The sequence below is a fragment of the Aeromonas sp. A04 genome, assembly GCF_047780465.1.
GTDB lineage: Bacteria > Pseudomonadota > Gammaproteobacteria > Enterobacterales > Aeromonadaceae > Aeromonas > Aeromonas bestiarum.
The window spans coordinates 1,626,347-1,643,562 of sequence record NZ_JBLNHP010000001.1 but is presented as its reverse complement, the minus strand read 5'-3'; the positions used below and the strand labels follow the sequence as shown (position 1 = coordinate 1,643,562).

16 protein-coding genes are annotated in these 17,216 nt (G+C 60.2%); 14 read left to right on the top strand and 2 right to left on the bottom strand.

Features of this window, described 5'->3' with window-relative positions:
* Positions 1 to 52: 52 nt before the first annotated feature.
* Complete coding sequence (queG, locus tag ACM3N8_RS07530; protein ID WP_290019608.1) at positions 53 to 1,195, bottom strand: tRNA epoxyqueuosine(34) reductase QueG; 1,143 nt, start codon at positions 1,193 to 1,195, stop codon at positions 53 to 55.
* A gap of 190 nt (positions 1,196 to 1,385) precedes the next feature.
* Here queG and ACM3N8_RS07525 point away from each other — a divergent pair, with 190 nt between their 5' ends.
* The 10 genes from ACM3N8_RS07525 (at position 1,386) to ACM3N8_RS07480 (ending at position 12,065) form a co-directional block, all read left to right on the top strand.
* A complete protein-coding gene (locus ACM3N8_RS07525; RefSeq protein ID WP_290019609.1) occupies positions 1,386 to 2,897 on the top strand; it encodes an NAD(P)H-hydrate dehydratase in 1,512 nt (503 codons plus the stop codon).
* Between the two features lie 8 nt (positions 2,898 to 2,905).
* Positions 2,906 to 3,379 carry a tRNA (adenosine(37)-N6)-threonylcarbamoyltransferase complex ATPase subunit type 1 TsaE gene (gene tsaE / locus ACM3N8_RS07520; protein WP_042865703.1) on the top strand — a complete coding sequence of 158 codons (474 nt, stop codon included), beginning with the start codon at positions 2,906 to 2,908 and terminating at the stop codon, positions 3,377 to 3,379.
* Complete coding sequence (locus ACM3N8_RS07515; protein WP_416015841.1) at positions 3,370 to 4,929, top strand: N-acetylmuramoyl-L-alanine amidase; 1,560 nt, start codon at positions 3,370 to 3,372, stop codon at positions 4,927 to 4,929. Before tsaE ends, ACM3N8_RS07515 begins: the two co-directional genes overlap by 10 nt.
* A 137-nt stretch (positions 4,930 to 5,066) precedes the next feature.
* Complete coding sequence (gene mutL, locus ACM3N8_RS07510) at positions 5,067 to 6,947, top strand: DNA mismatch repair endonuclease MutL (protein WP_290019611.1); 1,881 nt, start codon at positions 5,067 to 5,069, stop codon at positions 6,945 to 6,947.
* A gap of 97 nt (positions 6,948 to 7,044) precedes the next feature.
* Positions 7,045 to 7,962, top strand: coding sequence for a tRNA (adenosine(37)-N6)-dimethylallyltransferase MiaA (gene miaA, locus ACM3N8_RS07505; protein WP_290019625.1), 918 nt, complete (start codon positions 7,045 to 7,047; stop codon positions 7,960 to 7,962).
* A gap of 70 nt (positions 7,963 to 8,032) precedes the next feature.
* On the top strand, positions 8,033 to 8,296 hold the full coding sequence (gene hfq, locus ACM3N8_RS07500) for an RNA chaperone Hfq (RefSeq protein ID WP_005311664.1): 264 nt from the start codon (positions 8,033 to 8,035) through the stop codon (positions 8,294 to 8,296).
* 63 nt (positions 8,297 to 8,359) lie between these two features.
* The gene (hflX, locus tag ACM3N8_RS07495; RefSeq protein WP_290019612.1) at positions 8,360 to 9,646 is read left to right on the top strand and encodes a ribosome rescue GTPase HflX; all 1,287 of its coding nucleotides are present in this window, start codon (positions 8,360 to 8,362) and stop codon (positions 9,644 to 9,646) included.
* Positions 9,647 to 9,738: 92 nt separating this feature from the next.
* A complete protein-coding gene (gene hflK, locus ACM3N8_RS07490; protein WP_043135178.1) occupies positions 9,739 to 10,887 on the top strand; it encodes an FtsH protease activity modulator HflK in 1,149 nt (382 codons plus the stop codon).
* Between the two features lie 3 nt (positions 10,888 to 10,890).
* Entirely contained in the window at positions 10,891 to 11,775 is an 885-nt protein-coding gene (hflC, locus tag ACM3N8_RS07485; protein WP_005311670.1) for a protease modulator HflC, read from the top strand.
* Between the two features lie 101 nt (positions 11,776 to 11,876).
* On the top strand, positions 11,877 to 12,065 hold the full coding sequence (locus tag ACM3N8_RS07480) for a DUF2065 domain-containing protein (protein ID WP_290019613.1): 189 nt from the start codon (positions 11,877 to 11,879) through the stop codon (positions 12,063 to 12,065).
* Positions 12,066 to 12,155: 90 nt separating this feature from the next.
* Here the strand turns inward: ACM3N8_RS07480 and ispB are convergent, their stop codons facing one another.
* A complete protein-coding gene (gene ispB / locus ACM3N8_RS07475) occupies positions 12,156 to 13,127 on the bottom strand; it encodes an octaprenyl diphosphate synthase (RefSeq protein WP_103471532.1) in 972 nt (323 codons plus the stop codon).
* A gap of 242 nt (positions 13,128 to 13,369) precedes the next feature.
* Here ispB and rplU point away from each other — a divergent pair, with 242 nt between their 5' ends.
* From rplU to ACM3N8_RS07455, 4 genes are all read left to right on the top strand, one after another.
* A complete protein-coding gene (rplU, locus tag ACM3N8_RS07470; protein WP_005304210.1) occupies positions 13,370 to 13,681 on the top strand; it encodes a 50S ribosomal protein L21 in 312 nt (103 codons plus the stop codon).
* Between the two features lie 17 nt (positions 13,682 to 13,698).
* Positions 13,699 to 13,956, top strand: coding sequence for a 50S ribosomal protein L27 (gene rpmA, locus ACM3N8_RS07465; RefSeq protein WP_005311678.1), 258 nt, complete (start codon positions 13,699 to 13,701; stop codon positions 13,954 to 13,956).
* Between the two features lie 192 nt (positions 13,957 to 14,148).
* The gene (gene cgtA / locus ACM3N8_RS07460; protein WP_098980649.1) at positions 14,149 to 15,354 is read left to right on the top strand and encodes an Obg family GTPase CgtA; all 1,206 of its coding nucleotides are present in this window, start codon (positions 14,149 to 14,151) and stop codon (positions 15,352 to 15,354) included.
* A 408-nt stretch (positions 15,355 to 15,762) separates the two neighbouring features.
* Positions 15,763 to 17,133 (top strand): YjiH family protein, encoded by a 1,371-nt coding sequence (locus ACM3N8_RS07455; RefSeq protein WP_416015835.1) that lies wholly within the window; start codon positions 15,763 to 15,765, stop codon positions 17,131 to 17,133.
* The last annotated feature ends 83 nt before the right edge of the window (positions 17,134 to 17,216 follow it).

Here is a 17,216-nt window from a genome sequence, read left to right as displayed (position 1 = left end):
ACCGTCGGCAGAGCATGAAAAAATGACGTGTATCCAGCAAGGGGCAGATCACTTATGCGTGATCCGGCAGACCTTTTTCGATGCAACGGATCAACAAGCGGGTTTTTTTGCTGTCATCCTGCTGGCGCCGGGCCAGGGTCGCCAGCGCCCACGCTATGTGCTCGGCCACCATGGGCTCTGCCTCGTCCTGCGCCAGCTGCAACGCGGCTATGACGTCCGGGGTGGCCGGGCCGTTGCCGAGTGCCACCGCCAGGTTGCGGCGCCAGCGCTGATAGCCGATACGCCGGATCGGGCTCCCCTCAGTGTGCTTGAGAAACTCGCTCTCGCTCCAGCGCCACAATTCGAGCAGCGGCGGGCGGTGCAGGTTGGGGCGCGGGCTGAAGTCGGGCTCGGGGCTCACGTTCGCATAGCGATTCCAGGGGCAGATGAGCTGACAGTCGTCACAACCATAGATGCGATTGCCCATCAGCGGCCTGAACTCTTCCGGAATGGGGCCGTCGTTCTCTATGGTGAGGTAGGAGATGCAGCGGCGCCCATCCACCACATAGGGCGCGACTATGGCGCCGGTCGGGCAGATATTGATGCAGGCCACGCACTTGCCGCACTGCTCTTTTTCCACCGGGGCATCCAGCGGCAGCGGCAGGCTGATCAGCAGCTCTCCCAGAAAGAAGAAGGAACCCGCCGACTCGTTGAGCAGCAGCGAATGCTTGCCGATCCAGCCCAGCCCCGCCTTGGCGGCCAGCGGCCGCTCCAGTATGGGGGCCGAATCGACAAAGGGGCGCCACTCTCCCGTGGCCTGACAGAGTTCCCGGCAGCGTTGTTCTATGCGATCGCCCAACTGCTTGAGGCGGTTGCGCAGCACCTTGTGGTAGTCGCGGCCGAGGGCATAGCGGCTGATGTAGCCGAGGGTCGGGTCGCGCAGGGTGGCGGCGAAACCGGCTTCGAAGGGGAGGTAGTTCATCCGCACCGACAGCACCCGCAGGGTGCCGGGTAACAGCTCATGGGGACGTGCGCGCATCATGCCGTGGCGGGCCATGTAGTCCATGCTGCCGTGATGACCGGCATCCAGCCAGGCCTGCAACCTGGGCTCTTCGAGGCTGAGATCCGTGTCCGTGATGCCGATCTGGTCAAATCCTAGCTCGCTCGCCCATAGCTTGATATCGTGGGCCAACTGCTGCAAATCAGGCGTGCTCATGCTGCATCCGGCCCCAAAGGCTGGATGTCCTGGGTCAACCTGCGGTGAAACTCAGGCGTGCTCATGCTGCATCCGGTCCCAAAGGCGGGATGTCCTGGGTCAACCGGCAGTGAAAATCAGCTGTGGTCATGTCGCATCGGGTGCCCGGCGCGTGTCAGCCAGGGCCAATGGATGAAAGTCAGGAGCCATCATGGTACAGGTCATCGGGGATGCTATCAGCGGGAAAGAGGTGCGCAGTTTACCACAATCACTGTGGCGGACTGAACAGATCCGCGCGCTGGAGCAGCGCTGGGCCGAGCGCGAAGGGCAGGAGCTCTACGCCCTGATGGAGCGGGCCGGTGCGGCGCTGCGCACCTATGCCACCCACCATTGGCCGCAGAGCCGCAACTGGTGGATCTTCGTCGGTCCCGGCAACAACGGCGGTGACGGCTATGTGCTGGCCCGCCTCGCCAGGCAGATCGGTCTCGAGCCCCAGGTGATCGCCGCGAGGGAGCCCGCCGGGCTGAAGGGGGATGCCAGACGGGCCGCCGATGAGTGGCTGGCGCAGGGCGGGACTGTGCTGATGGCCGGCGCGAGCGAGCTTGATTCACTGCCGCCGCCGGATCTGGTGATAGATGCACTGCTCGGCACAGGTGTCCATACCCCCCTCTCGCCGCTTCTGACAAAGATCGTCGCAACAATCAATAGCTTGGGAGCACCGGTGTTGGCGGTGGATCTGCCCTCCGGCCTCGATGCCGACACGGGCCGTGCCATGGGGGCCCTGGTCCGAGCCAGCCGCACCCTCACCTTCATCGGCATCAAGCAGGGCATGCTCACCGGCGAGGGGGTGGATGGTGTCGGCCGGCTCGATTGCGATCCCCTCGGCGTCACGCCGGAGGCTGGCCTGCAAGCGGCTGCCGAACGGATCGATTACCCCGGCATCAAGCAGTGGCTGACACCGCGCCAGCGCTCGGCCCACAAGGGTTCCCACGGCAAGGTGCTGCTGGTGGGGGGCAATGTGGGCATGCAGGGCGCCATAGTGCTGGCGGGTCTTGCCTGCCTGCGGGCAGGAGCCGGTCTGGTGCGGGTATGTCAGCACCCGAGTCATGGTTCCGTCAGCCTTTATCAAGCCGAGTTGATGAATACGCAGGCCGATGCGGATGAGTGCTGGGCCTCGGTGCGGCTGGTGGGGCCGGGACTCGGTCAGGACGAATGGGGTCGCCGCCATTTTGAGTCCTTGGTCAATGAGGGGACACGGCTGGTATTGGACGCCGATGGATTGAATTGGCTGGCGCTATGTCCCCGTCATCAGGATAATTGGGTGCTTACGCCTCACCCGGGTGAGGCGGCCCGCCTGCTGGGCTGCTCCATTGCCGAGATTGCAGCAGATCGTTTTGCCGCCGTGCGGCGCTTGCAGCAAGTTTTTGGCGGTGTCGTGCTGCTCAAGGGGGCGGGAACGCTCATCTGTGACGGCAAGGGAATTGCGCTCTGTGACGAGGGCAATCCCGGCATGGCCAGTGGCGGCATGGGCGATCTGTTATCTGGTATAATCGCCGCCCTTTTGGCCCAGGGCTGGTCTGCCGTCGAGGCAACCCGGCTGGGCGCAGTGATCCACGGGGAAGCGGCCGATCTGGCCGCCGCAGACGGAGAGCGGGGCATGCTGGCATCGGACCTGCTGCCTTTTATCCGTCGACTGGTTAATCCCGACACCATAACAAGTTAAAGAAGAACATGGCAAAACAGTTGATGATGACACTGCCGGACGAGGCAGCAACAGTGGCACTGGGTGGCCGTTTGGCACACGCCTGCCAGCAGGCGACCACGGTGTTCTTGCACGGCTCCCTCGGGGCCGGAAAAACCACCCTGACCCGTGGCTGGGTGCAGGGGCTGGGCCATCAGGGCAAGGTCAAGAGCCCGACCTACACTCTGGTCGAGCCCTATGAACTGGCCGAGTGGCAGGTTTACCACTTCGATCTCTACCGCCTGGCCGATCCGGAAGAGCTGGAGTTCATGGGCATTCGGGACTACTTTGCCGCCAATACCCTCTGCCTGGTGGAGTGGCCAGAAAAGGGTGAAGGCTGGCTGCCGGCGCCCGATCTGGACATCACCCTGACTTATGTAAACGAGCAGCGTGAGGCTCTGATAGAGGCTCGCACTGCGATTGGCGAAGCCATTCTGGAACGGTTGTCATCTACGTGCGCTTGATCCTTGTTATTGCCCTCTCTCTGATGGCCTTACCCTCCTGGGCGAATCAGCTCAAGAGTGTGCGGGTGTGGCCATCGCCGGATAACACCCGGGTGGTGCTCGACATGAGCAGCGCCCCCAATTACAACTACTTCACCCTGACAGGCCCGGATCGGCTGGTGATCGACCTGAAAGGGGCGAACAACGTCACCAATCTGGCTCGCATCGAGAACAACAGCGAGCTGGTGCGCAAGATCCGCGAGAGTTCTCCGCTGGAGAAGGGCGGCCTGCGATTGGTGCTGGACTTGAGCTCCACCATCAAGCCGGTGGTGTTCCCGCTGGCGCCGGCTGGCCCCTATGGTCACCGGCTGGTGATCGACCTGCCCTATGAAGAGAAAGCCTCCGCCGCCGTGCAGGCCGCGCCTGTTGGCGGCAAGGGCCGGGGGGTGGTGATCGCCATAGACCCGGGCCATGGCGGGGAAGATCCGGGCTCCATAGGTCCGCGCCGTACCTATGAGAAGCGGGTCACCCTGGCTGTCTCCCAGAAGCTGGCGGCACTCATCGACAGGGAACCCGGCATGCGCGCCGTGCTGACCCGTCGTGGCGACTACTTCGTCGATCTGAACAAGCGCTCCGAGATAGCCCGCAAGGCCAAGGCCGACCTGCTGGTGTCGGTGCACGCGGACAGTTTCCACAATTCCACCCCGCGCGGTGCCTCTGTCTGGGTGTTGTCGACCAACCGTGCCAATCGCGAGATGGGCAGCTGGCTGGAGAAGCAGGAGAAACAGGGCGAACTGCTGGGCGGGGTGGGCAAGGTATTGGCCGAATCCGATCCCAACCCCTATCTGGCGCAGACCTTCCTCGATCTCTCCATGGACAAGTCCCGCGCCGAGGGCTACGACGTCAGCCGCCAGATCCTGCGCTCCATGGGCAAGGTGGCCAGGTTGCACAAGAAGGCGCCGGAGCACGCCAGTCTGGCGGTGCTGAAAGCGCCTGACATCCCCTCTGTGCTGGTGGAGACGGGCTTCATCTCCAACCACGCCGAAGAGAAGCTGCTGGCGACCCCTGCCTATCAGGATCAGCTGGCTCGCGCCATCTTCGAAGGCATCCGCAACTACTACCGTGCCCACCCGACCAAGGGCGCCATGTTGACCGGCAAGGGGCAGGCCAGCAAGCCTGCGGCGGTCAGCAGACCCGTGGCGGCGAGCAAGCCTGCCGCCGTGAGCAAACTGGCGCAGGTGCAGTCGCAGCCCGTGGTGACCAACCGGATGCCGGCCACCGAGCCAAACCGCAGCAGCGATGGCGGCGCTCCGGTCAGCAGCGTCAGCAGCTCGTCCGGCGCCGGTGTGATCAAGCCCTATGTGGTGGCCGCCAAGGAGCCGAGCGTGCCTGTCAGCAGCGTGCAGAGCAACGACAAGGCCAGGATGATCCGCCACGTGGTCACCCGCGGCCAGAGTCTCTCTCGCCTCGCCGAGAAGTTCGGGGTGAGCCAGGCGCGCCTGGTGGAGATCAACAAACTCAAATCACGGGATATCCAGATAGGGCAGGTGCTCTATATCCCCCAAGAATAGAGACAGTGGGCAGCCATGCCGCTTCCTGTTTTATCGCCTTTCCTGGCCAACCAGATTGTCGCAGGAGAGGGGGGGGGCGGCCCTACTCAGTGGTGACTGGGTCTGGATCCCGCAAGACTAAAGGTCAGGAGCAAGCCATGCCGATCCGTATTTTACCGCCCATTCTGGCCAACCAGATTGCCGCAGGCGAGGTGGTGGAGCGGCCCTCTTCGGTCGTCAAGGAGCTGGTGGAAAACAGCCTGGACGCGGGGGCCGACCGGGTCGAGATCGACATCGACAAGGGCGGCGCCAAACTGATCCGCATCCGTGACAACGGCTGCGGCGTCGCCAAAGACGAGCTGGTGCTGGCGTTGTCGCGCCATGCCACCTCCAAGGTGGCGACTCTGGATGATCTGGAAGGGATCTGCAGCCTGGGCTTTCGCGGCGAGGCGCTCGCCTCCATCAGCTCTGTCTCCCGTCTCACCTTCACCTCCCGCACCCAGGATCAGTCCGAGGCCTGGCAAGCCCAGGCGGAAGGGCGCGAGATGCAGGTCACCGTCAAGCCGGCGGCCCATCCGGTGGGCACTACGGTGGAGGTGGTGGATCTCTTCTTCAATACCCCCGCGCGGCGCAAGTTCATGCGCAGCGAAAAGACCGAGTTTGCCCATATCGACGAGCTGGTGCGCCGCATCGCGCTCTCCCGTTTCGATGTCACCCTGATCCTGCGCCACAACGGCAAGGTGATGCGCCAGTACAAGGCCGCCAATACGGTGCCCGAACAGGAGCGCCGCCTGGCCGCCGTCTGTGGTACCCCCTTCATGCACCACGCGCTGGCGGTGGAAAGCGAGCACAGCGACGTGCGCCTGTGGGGCTGGCTGGCGACCCCGCAGGGGGCCAGACCGCAGAACGATCTGCAATACACCTATGTGAACGGCCGCATGATGCGCGACAAGCTCATCAATCACGCCATCCGCCAGGCCTATGACGAGCTGCTGCCCGCCGACCGCTTTGCCGCCTATGTGCTCTATATCGAGCTGGATCCCCATCAGGTGGATGTGAACGTCCATCCGGCCAAGCACGAGGTGCGCTTCCATCAGGCGCGCCTCATCCACGACTTCATCTTCCAGGCGCTGTTCACCGCCCTGCACCGGGAGGCGGCCGCCAGAGCCGAACAGGGCGAGCCGCTGGCCGAGACTCTGGTCGAGCTGCCGGTCAGCGGGCAGATTGAATACCCGGGCCAGGCGCCCCGTCCCGAGTGGTACGGCGCCGAGCACAACTATCGGGCGCCGGCCCAGGAAGTGCGGGAAGGGGGTGGTGCAGGGCGGGCCGGCAATTATCAGCCGCCCGAGCCCCCCAGCCGGGAGGCGATGCGTGGCATGGGCGCGCTGCTCACCACCTTGCCCGGTGCGGGTCCCGCGTCTGTTGTACCCGCTACCTCGGCGGTGGCGGTCAACGCAGCCGTTCAGGCCGCGCCAGGCGTCTGGCGGGCGCTAACCCTGGTGGAGCAGGCCTATCTGCTGCTGGCGCGAGACGGCCAGCTGGCACTGCTCTCGCTGGTGCGGGCCGAGCGCCTGCTGCTGCGCAACTGGCTGCTGGAGGCCTGGGGACAGGGACTGGCGGCGCAACCGCTGCTGCTGCCGGTTTCCTTCAAGTTGCCAAAGAACCTGATAGCGCTGGTTGAAGAGCAGGAACGTTTGCTCAAACGCATGGGACTGGAGTTGAAAAACGGGGGGCGCGACACCATGATCCTGACTCGGGTGCCAGCCTTGCTGCGCCAGACAGATCTGGTGCGGTTATTACCCGAATTGTTGCAAATTATCGAGAGCGGATCTGACAGTGATGCGAGCCAGCTGGCTGAAGTATTATGCCAATGGCTGGTGGAGCAGGGGATAAGCCGCGAAAAAGTATATGATTTTTCAACTGCCAGTCGTTTGCTGACGGAACTTGTGACCGATTACGGTGACCAACTGGCAGACACGCGCATGGTGCGCCCCGTGTCGTTGGCGAGCGTGCTGGCCGAGTTTGCCGATGGCAACTGAGGGGCGGGATGGCCGCCTCTTCGACCAATAGATAAGTTTTTGCAGGTGCGCCCGCTCCGGTGGCGACCATGCAAGGGGAGTTTTTCACGTGGCTGACTTGCCGACTGCAATTTTTCTGATGGGGCCGACGGCCTCCGGCAAGACGGATCTCGCCATCAATCTGTGTCAGGCTCTGCCCTGCGACATCATCAGCGTGGATTCTGCGCTCATCTATCGCGGCATGGATATCGGCACCGCCAAGCCGACGGCCGACGAGCTGGCCCTGGCACCCCACAAGCTGATCGACATGCTCGATCCTGCCTTGAGCTATTCGGCGGCGGATTTTTGCCGCGATGCCTTGCGGGAGATGGACGACATAGTCGCCCGTGGCCGCATTCCGCTGCTAGTGGGGGGCACAATGCTCTATTTCAAGGCGCTGCTGGAGGGACTCTCGCCGCTGCCATCCGCCGACCCTGTCGTTCGTGCCGGGATTGAGGAAGAGGCGGCTCGCCTCGGCTGGCAGGCGTTGCACGAGGAGCTGGTGCGCATAGACCCGGTTGCCGGGGCGCGCATCCATCCCAATGACCCGCAGCGTCTGAGTCGGGCACTCGAGGTCTATCGCATCAGTGGCAAGACGCTCACCGAGCTGACCCAGGTACAGGGGGAAGGATTACCCTATCGCGTGCATCAATTTGCCATCGCCCCGAGCGATCGCGCCCTGTTGCACCAGCGCATCGAACAGCGCTTTGACAAGATGTTGCAAAGCGGGTTCGAACAAGAGGTCAGGGCGCTCTATGAGCGGGGCGATCTCACCCCCGACCTGCCCGCTATTCGCTGCGTTGGCTACCGCCAAATGTGGGACTACCTGGCAGGGGAAGTGGAGTATGATGAGATGCGCTATCGCGGAATTGTTGCCACCCGCCAGTTGGCCAAGCGTCAAATGACCTGGTTGCGCGGTTGGCCTGAAGTCACCTGGTTGGAATCTGGTGAGTCTGGCAATCTGGCAAGGGTCGTTGCCCGTGCCGGAGTGGCTTGACACTCCTGTATAATCAGGTTGTTATATTGATATCCGGTGTTTAAAAACAACAAACTATAAGGAAAAGAAGATGGCTAAGGGGCAATCTCTCCAAGACCCGTTTTTGAATGCGCTGCGCCGTGAGCGGATTCCTGTTTCTATCTATTTGGTGAACGGCATCAAACTGCAGGGTCAGATCGAATCGTTTGACCAGTTTGTCATTTTGCTGAAGAACACCGTGAGCCAGATGGTCTACAAGCACGCCATTTCCACCGTGGTGCCGGCCCGTGCCGTCAACCATCACCAGCACGTCCCTGGCGCAGCTGGCGAAGAACAGGGTGAAGCCGAGGCGTGATATCCCGAGGCGAGACGACTCGCCAACCCAGATTCATCATGATTCCTGTCAAGGAGCAAGCGCTTGTTTGACCGTTATGAAGCCGGCGAACAGGCCGTTCTGGTACATGTCAACTTCAGCGATGAGGGTGAGCGGGAGGATCTGGAAGAGCTCAAGATGTTGGTGAGCTCGGCCGGGGTCAATGCGTTGGGGGTGGTCACCACCAACCGCAGTGCACCCAGCGCCAAATTTTTTGTCGGCAGCGGCAAGGCTGAAGAGATCGCGTCCCAGGTGCAGATGCTGGGCGCAGACGTGGTGATCTTCAACCATGCCCTAACTCCTGCCCAGGAGCGCAACCTGGAACGCCTGTTCCAGTGTCGGGTTGTGGACAGAACCGGCCTGATCCTGGATATCTTCGCCCAGCGCGCCCGTACCCACGAAGGCAAGTTGCAGGTCGAACTGGCCCAGTTACGCCATCTTTCTACTCGCCTGGTGCGAGGCTGGACCCACCTTGAGCGTCAGAAGGGCGGGATCGGTCTGCGCGGTCCGGGCGAAACCCAGCTGGAAACCGACCGCCGCCTGTTGCGTGAACGCATCAAGGCGATTTTGCGTCGGCTCGACAAAGTGGCCAAACAGCGGGAACAGGGCCGTCGTGCCCGCAACCGCAATGAGGTGCCGACCGTTTCACTGGTGGGTTACACCAACGCCGGAAAGTCCACTTTGTTCAACCAACTTACAGCTGCCAGCGTGTATGCTGCCGACCAATTGTTCGCAACACTGGATCCCACCCTGCGTAAATTGGTGATCCGGGATGTGGGTGATGTGATCTTGGCGGATACAGTTGGATTTATTCGACACTTGCCCCATGATCTGGTCGCGGCCTTCAAGGCGACGCTGCAAGAGACCCGTGAAGCGGACTTGCTGCTGCACCTGGTGGACTGTGCCGATGAGCAGATGCAGGAAAATATCGATTCGGTGCAGCAGGTATTGGCCGAGATTGAGGCCGACGACCGACCCCAGCTGATGATCTGCAACAAGATCGACAAGCTGGGCGATCGTCCGGCGGGTCTGGAGCGGGATGATGAGGGACGCCCGGTGCGGCTCTGGTTGTCTGCCCAGACGGGTGAAGGCTGTGAATACCTGTTTACGGCCCTGACCGAGTTGCTGGCCGGCTCCATGGTGCATCACACCCTGCAGTTGCCCCCTTCGGCCGCCAGATTGCGCAGTGCGCTCTATCGTCTGAAGGGCATTGAACAGGAAGGTTTCAGCGAGGAGGGGGATTTTGTCCTGGAGGTACGCTTGCAGCTTGCCGACTGGAACCGCCTCGTGAAACAGGAAGGCGAGAATTTACAACGCTTTATCAGGCATTGATTCGTCGATGAAGATGAATGCTTACAGGCTTCATCAACGATTGATGGCCAGATAGAGTTGATATCCATCCGCTTGTATTAATGGAGATGCTGATGGCTTGGAATGAGCCTGGAAACAACGGCAAAGACCGTGACCCTTGGGGGAACAACGGCAAGAATCAGGGACCCCCTGATCTGGACGAGATGTTGCGCAAGGTAAGCCGCCGTTTTGGTGGTTTGCTGGGTGGTGGCAAGTCAGGTGGCGAGATGGGCCGTTTTGGTCTCTCTATCGCACTGGTCGTGGCCGTGGTGGTGTGGGTCGTCAGCGGCTTCTACACCATTCGCGAAGCCGAGCGGGGCGTGGTGCTGCGTTTTGGGGAGTATTCCCATAACGTGGATCCGGGCCTGCGCTGGAAACCGACCTTCATCGACCGGGTGATCCCGGTGGACGTCGAGTCTGTACGCTCCCTGCCGGCCTCCGGCTTCATGTTGACCCAGGACGAGAACGTGGTGCGGGTCGAGATGGACGTGCAGTATCGCGTGGTCGATCCCGAGCAGTACCTGTTCAGCGTCACCAATGCTGACGAGAGTCTGGGTCAGGCCACCGACAGCGCCCTGCGCTATGTGGTGGGTCACACCCGGATGGACGATGTGCTGACCACGGGTCGGGAAAAGGTCCGTCAGGAAACCTGGCAGGTGATCGACAGTATCGTGGAGCCATATCACATGGGTCTGCAGATCGTCGACGTCAACTTCCTGCCGGCGCGTCCGCCGGAAGAGGTGAAAGACGCCTTCGATGACGCCATCTCCGCCCAGGAAGATGAGCAGCGCTTCATTCGTGAAGCGGAAGCCTATGCCCGTGAAGTGGAGCCAAAGGCTCGCGGTTCGGTCAAGCGTCTGGAACAGGAAGCCGAAGGTTACAAGTCCCAGATAGTGCTGAAGGCCAAGGGTGAAGTGGCTCGCTTCAACGAGTTGCTGCCCCAGTATCAGGCCGCGCCCGAGTTGACTCGCGAGCGTATCTACCTGGAAACCATGGAAGAGCTTTATCAACAGGCCAACAAGGTGCTGGTGGACATGCCGGCGGGTAACAACAGCATGATCTATCTGCCGCTCGACAAATTGTCTGGCAAGGCGAATGCGGTACAACCGGCTCGTCCGGCTGGCACGCCGGTAGTTGAATCGACCACGCCGTCCAACGAAGGGGCCAATTCCACACCGACCCCGCTGCGCAGCGGTGACCGTTTCAGCTCAGGGAGAAACTAATAGATGAAAAAAATAGCTATTGGTGTCATCGCTGTGGCCGCCATGGTCTGCTTCTCTTCCATCTTCATCATTGATGAAGGCCAGAAGGGCATAGTGGTGCAGTTTGGCAAGGTGAAGCGGGTTGAATCCGGCGAGCCGCGGCTCTATGAGCCTGGTTTGCACTTCAAGGTGCCGCTCATCGATCAGGTTCGCAAGATGGATGCCCGCATCCAGACCCTGGAAGGCCAGGCGGATCGCTTCGTCACCTCGGAGAAGAAAGACCTCATCATCGACTCCTACGTGAAGTGGAAGATCGAGGACTTCTCCAAGTACTACCTGGCAACCGGTGGTGGCAACAAGATCCAGGCCGAAGACCTGCTCAAGCGCAAGATCAACAACGGTCTGCGTTCCGAGATCGGTAACCGCACCATCAAGGACATAGTCTCTGGTGAGCGCAGTACCGTGATGGAAGATGCCCTGATGAAGATGGCGCGCTCCTCCGAGCTCGGCATCAAGGTGGTCGATGTGCGGATCAAGCAGATCAACCTGCCGGTGGAAGTCTCCAGCTCCATCTATCAGCGGATGCGTGCCGAGCGGACTGCAGTAGCCCGTGAGCATCGCTCCCAGGGCCGCGAGCAGGCCGAAATCCTGCGCGCCGACATCGACCGCAAGGTCACCGTCATGATCGCCGACGCCGAGAGTAATGCGCGTCAGTTGCGTGGTGAAGGGGATGCCGAAGCCGCCAAGATCTATGCCGACAGCTACAAGAAAGACCCCGAGTTTTTCAGCTTCGTGCGTAGCATGGAGGCCTATCGCAAGAGTTTTGCCGGTGGCAACGACCTGATGGTGCTCAAACCAGACAGCGAGTTCTTCCGCTACCTCAAGTCTCCTCACGGCACCAAGCAGTAAGGGACAAGCAATAAGACCAAAGGGCCTGATGATTCAGGCCCTTTTGCTTTATGGCGCCAGACCCCGCCGATACGGGCGGTTTTTTTGTGCAAGGAGCGGGAATGCTGACATCCATCATGATGGGATTGGGGCTGCTATTGCTGTTTGAAGGGCTTGGCCCCCTGTTGATGCCGAAGGCCTGGCAGCAGATGCTGCGGCTGCTCAGTGATCAGCCACCCGAGCAGCTGCGCCGCATCGGTGGCTCGCTGGTGGTGGCGGGCGCCGTGATCCTCTGGATGCTGAGTCATTGAGCCATCTGGCTGGCTCAGGCTACCAGCAAAGTGCAGACAATAAAAAAGAGGCCCCAAGGCCTCTTTTTTCATCCAGCAGGAGTCGTTGACTCAGGCGCTGCGCTGTACCGCCATCTGGGCCAGGGTTTCCAGCGCCTGCTTGTGCTGGGAGTCCGGCAGGACGGCGAGCGCTGCGATGGCCTTGTCAGCCTCTTGCCGGGCACGCATGCGGGAGTACTCCAGCGCCCCTGTGCGATCCAGAATGGCCAGGATCCGGTCGAGATGCTCCATGCCGTTGCGGTGCTCTATGGCATCGCGCACCAGCTGACGCTCCTCGGGCGAGCCCACTTCCATGGCTCGCAGCAGCGGCAGGGTTGGCTTGCCTTCGGCCAGATCGTCGCCGACGTTCTTGCCCATCTCGTCGCTCTGGGAGCAGTAGTCCATCACGTCGTCGATGATCTGGAAGGCGGTACCCAGATACTTGCCGTAGTCGGTCATGGCCTGCTCGACGGGCTCGGGCTGATGGGTCAGCACGGCAGCGAGGCGGGTGGCGGCCTCGAACAGCTTGGCGGTCTTGCAGTAGATGACCGTCATGTAGCTCTGTTCCGTGGTATCCGGATCGTTGCAGTTCATCAGCTGCAACACTTCGCCCTCGGCTATGGTGTTGGTGGCATCCGACAGTATCTCCATCACCTTGAGGTTGGAGAGTTCGCTCATCATCTGGAAGGAGCGGCTGTAGAGATAGTCACCCACCAGCACGCTGGCAGCATTGCCAAACAGGGCGTTGGCGGTCTCCCGGCCGCGGCGCAGGTCGGATTCGTCGACCACGTCGTCGTGCAGCAGGGTAGAGGTGTGAATGAATTCTATGATGGCGGCGAGCTTGAGATGATCCTGCCCTTCGTATCCCAGTGCGCGGGCGGCCATCACTGTCAGCATGGGGCGCATCCGTTTCCCGCCTGCACTGACAATATAGAAACCCAGCTGGTTGATCAGGCTGACATCGGACTGGAGTCTCGCCAGGATCAGTTCATTCACCGCCGTCATGTCGGCGGCACAGAGCGCACGGATAGTCTGTTGGTCCATAAGTCTCGTAACGTGACGGCAGCAATAACTGCGGTTTTAGTAATGGCGGGGATTCTACACGATTTCACAATGGGTTACAGTTAAGCGTTTATTCACGGCGGCAGATATGCGCACAAAATAAACTTTTTGCTAAATTGGCCTTGCCTGAGCAAATCGATTTGCGTAGAATGCCGGCCCATTGTTATAGGTTTTTGCGCGTGTCTGGCCTTGAGCAAAAGACACGCCTTTACGGAGTTAATCAAATGTACGCGGTATTCCAAAGCGGCGGAAAACAACACCGTGTGGCCGAAGGTCAAATCGTTCGTCTGGAAAAGCTGAACGTTGAGACTGGCGCTACCATCGACTTCAACGAAGTTCTGATGGTTGCTGCAGGCGACACTTTTAAAGTAGGTGCTCCTTTCGTTGAAGGTGGCAAGGTTGTAGCTGAAGTTGTGGCTCACGGCCGTGGCGAGAAAGTGACTATCGTCAAGTTCCGTCGTCGTAAGCACCATCGTAAGCAAGCGGGCCACCGTCAGTGGTTCACTGAAGTCAAAATCACTGGCATCAGCGCTTAATTAGAGGAGTCCGATAGATGGCACACAAAAAAGCTGGCGGTTCATCCCGCAACGGTCGCGATTCTGAAGCTAAACGCCTTGGCGTTAAGCGTTTCGGCGGCGAAACAGTTCTGGCAGGCAGCATCATCGTTCGTCAACGTGGTACCAAGTTCCACGCTGGCACCAACGTTGGTCTGGGCACCGATCACACCCTGTACGCGAAAGCGACTGGCAAGATCCTGTTCGAAGTTAAAGGTCCGCTGAATCGTAAGTACGTTAGCATAGTTGCTGAGTAATTACGGACCGCAAGGATCCGAAGCCCCGCCAACAGGCGGGGCTTTTGTTTTTCTGACGCAGTTTACGAAAAAACGGAACGCAGATGTGCCTGGTGTTGCACGAGGCATTCATCGCTAAGATGCGTATCGCCCGCAGGGGCCTGTACCACTATAATTGCGTATCGGTTTTTCGAATTAAGGTGACGGTTACCTATGAAGTTTGTTGATGAAGTCCAGATTCGAGTCGATGCCGGTGACGGTGGTAACGGTTGTGTCAGTTTTCGCCGGGAGTTGTATATTCCCAACGGTGGTCCGGATGGCGGAGACGGTGGCGATGGCGGCGATGTCTATCTGATTGCCGATGAAAACCTGAACACCCTGATCGATTACCGTTTCGAACGCTTCCATGCGGCCGAGCGCGGTGAGAACGGCCGCAGTGCCAACTGTACCGGTCATCGTGGCAAAGACAAGGTGCTGCGCGTTCCTGTCGGAACCCGCGCCAGTGATGAAGATACCGGTGAGCGACTGGGCGACCTGACCACTCATGGTCAGAAGTTGATGGTTGCCAAGGGTGGTTTCCACGGTCTGGGCAACACCCGCTTCAAGAGCTCCGTCAACCGGGCGCCGCGCCAGAAGAGCAGCGGTACGCCGGGTGAAGTACGTACCCTGAAGCTGGAACTGTTGCTGCTGGCCGACGTCGGTATGCTGGGTCTGCCCAACGCGGGCAAGTCCACTTTTATCCGCGCCGTCTCTGCGGCCCGTCCGAAAGTGGCTGACTACCCCTTCACCACCCTGGTACCTAACCTGGGCGTGGTGCGTGGCGAGAACTCCCGCTCCTTCGTGATTGCTGACATTCCGGGTCTGATCGAGGGTGCCGCCGAAGGCGCAGGTCTGGGGATCCGCTTCCTCAAGCACCTGGAGCGTTGCCGCGTGCTGCTTCACCTGGTGGATATCTGCCCGGTAGATGGCTCCGATCCGGCCGTGAATGCCGTGACTATCGTCAAGGAGCTGGAAAAATACAGCCCCGAGCTGGCGGGCAAGCCGCGCTGGCTGGTGTTCAACAAGATGGATCTGATCCTGGAAGAGGAAGCGGTCGAGGTGATGGAGCGCGTCAAGGCTGCGCTGGCATACGAAGGCCCTGTCTACCAGATCACGGCCATCAGCAAGGAAGGCACCAAGAAGGTGTGCTACGACATCCTGGATCTGCTGGATACCATGCCGCGCACGCTGGTCGAAGATGCCAAGGACGCCATCGAGAAGGTGGAGTTCAAGTGGGACGATTACCACAAGAACCAGCTGGCCCAGGCCGAAGCTGAGGCCGCAGCGGCTTCCCTGGCCTTCGATGCGACCCTCGACGATGACGACGACTGGGATGATGACGAAGATGATGGCGTTGAAGTCATCTATGTTCGTGACTGATCACCTTGTCCTGCCTGATCGGTGTGGCATCCTGGTCCATCGATGAGAAAAACCGGAGTCTGGCAACAGACTCCGGTTTTTTTATGGGGCCCATCCGGCTGGCCCCATCATCATATAGATATATTTCTTATGTCACTTATTGCCTGCCAACCGCAACTGATTATACTGCGCACCTGAATGTAACCTTGCTGAAACAATATGCTAACCAATTGCAATGAATTGATATGCATATCTGTTTGAGGTCATTCTTATGGAAGGTTTGCCTGTGAAAATATTTATGCTTGGAATGATCCGTTAAAAGCTTGTTTGTGCATTTTATTGGGGTATTCTTGCGCCCGTTTTGCTGGGTGAGAGCATGAATATGCAGGTTTGCCTGGCTAAGGAAAAGTAACATTAAGGCTGTAGACCATGCTGGAAAAGACTCTGCAAGCACCTGCGCTCAATACCCGCCGCAATGTGCTGATGTTCCTGGTCCCGTCACTCATCGGGATCCTGCTGTTCATGACCCCCGTCATCTATGACGGAAACGTCACCATACCCGTCGCCGTGCTGGCGAAGCTGGTACAGACGGTGTTCGCCGATTATCTGGTGGCCATGGTCAGTGCCATCATCACCACCACCATGTTGATGACGCTGGTTGCCTGGCTGTTCAAGCCGGCGATCCTGGTCAGGCGCCCCTTCCTCAACAGCCTGTTCAACGTCTCCCCCTTCTGGGCCTGCGTGCGGGTGCTGGGCGGCGTGTTCGTGCTGCTGACCTTCTTCGAGACCGGGCCCGAGGCGCTGCGCTCCGGTGCCACCGGTGGCCTGGTGCTGCACGATCTGCTGCCTGTGCTGTTCTCGGTGTTCATTTTCGCCGGTCTGCTGTTGCCCTTGCTGCTGGACTTCGGTCTGCTGGAGTTCGTCGGCACCATGATGACCCGCATCATGCGCCCCGTGTTCCGCCTGCCGGGCCGTTCCGCCGTGGATTGCTTCGCTTCCTGGCTGGGGGATGGCAGCGTCGGCATTCTGCTGACCAGCAAGCAGTACGAAGGCAAGTTCTACACCCAGCGTGAGGCTGCCGTCATAGGTACCACCTTCTCGGCGGTTTCCATTACTTTCTGTCTGGTGGTGATCTCCCAGGTCCGGCTGGAACACATGTTCGTGCCCTTCTACCTGACCGTCTGCCTGGCCGGCGTGGTGGCTGCCATAGTCGTGCCGCGCCTGCCGCCGCTCTCCTGGAAGAAGGACGTCTATGCCGATGGCACCCCCCTGTGCCGTCAGCAGGAGTCAGTACCTCATGAGCACAGCGTGCTGAGCTACGGCTATGAGCGGGCGCTGACCAAGGCCGAAAGCATGACGGACATGGGCGCGGTGGTGCGAGAAGGTGTAAAGAATGCACTCGACATGGTGTTCGGCGTGTTGCCTGTGGTGATGGCCATAGGGACATGTGCCCTGATGTTGGCCGAGCACACCTCCATCTTCAACTGGTTGGGGGCGCCCTTTGTGCCCTTGCTGGAGCTGCTGCAACTGCCGGATGCGGAAGCCGCCTCCAAGACCATCATGGTGGGCTTCGCTGACATGTTCATTCCGGCCGTGCTGGCATCGACCATAGAGAGCGACATCACCCGTTTCGTAATCGCCGCCATGTCGGTCACCCAGCTCATCTACATGTCGGAAGTGGGTGCCCTGCTGCTGGGCAGCAAGATCCCGGTCAAGCTGTGGGAGCTGTTTGTCATCTTCCTGCTGCGCACCCTGGTCACGCTGCCGGTCATCGCCGGTGTGGCGCATCTGTTGTTCTAGGGCACTTGTTCTGGATGCAAAACGGTCAACCTGGGTTGGCCGTTTTTTGTGGTAGGCATTAGACCAAAGTGAGTCTTTTTAAT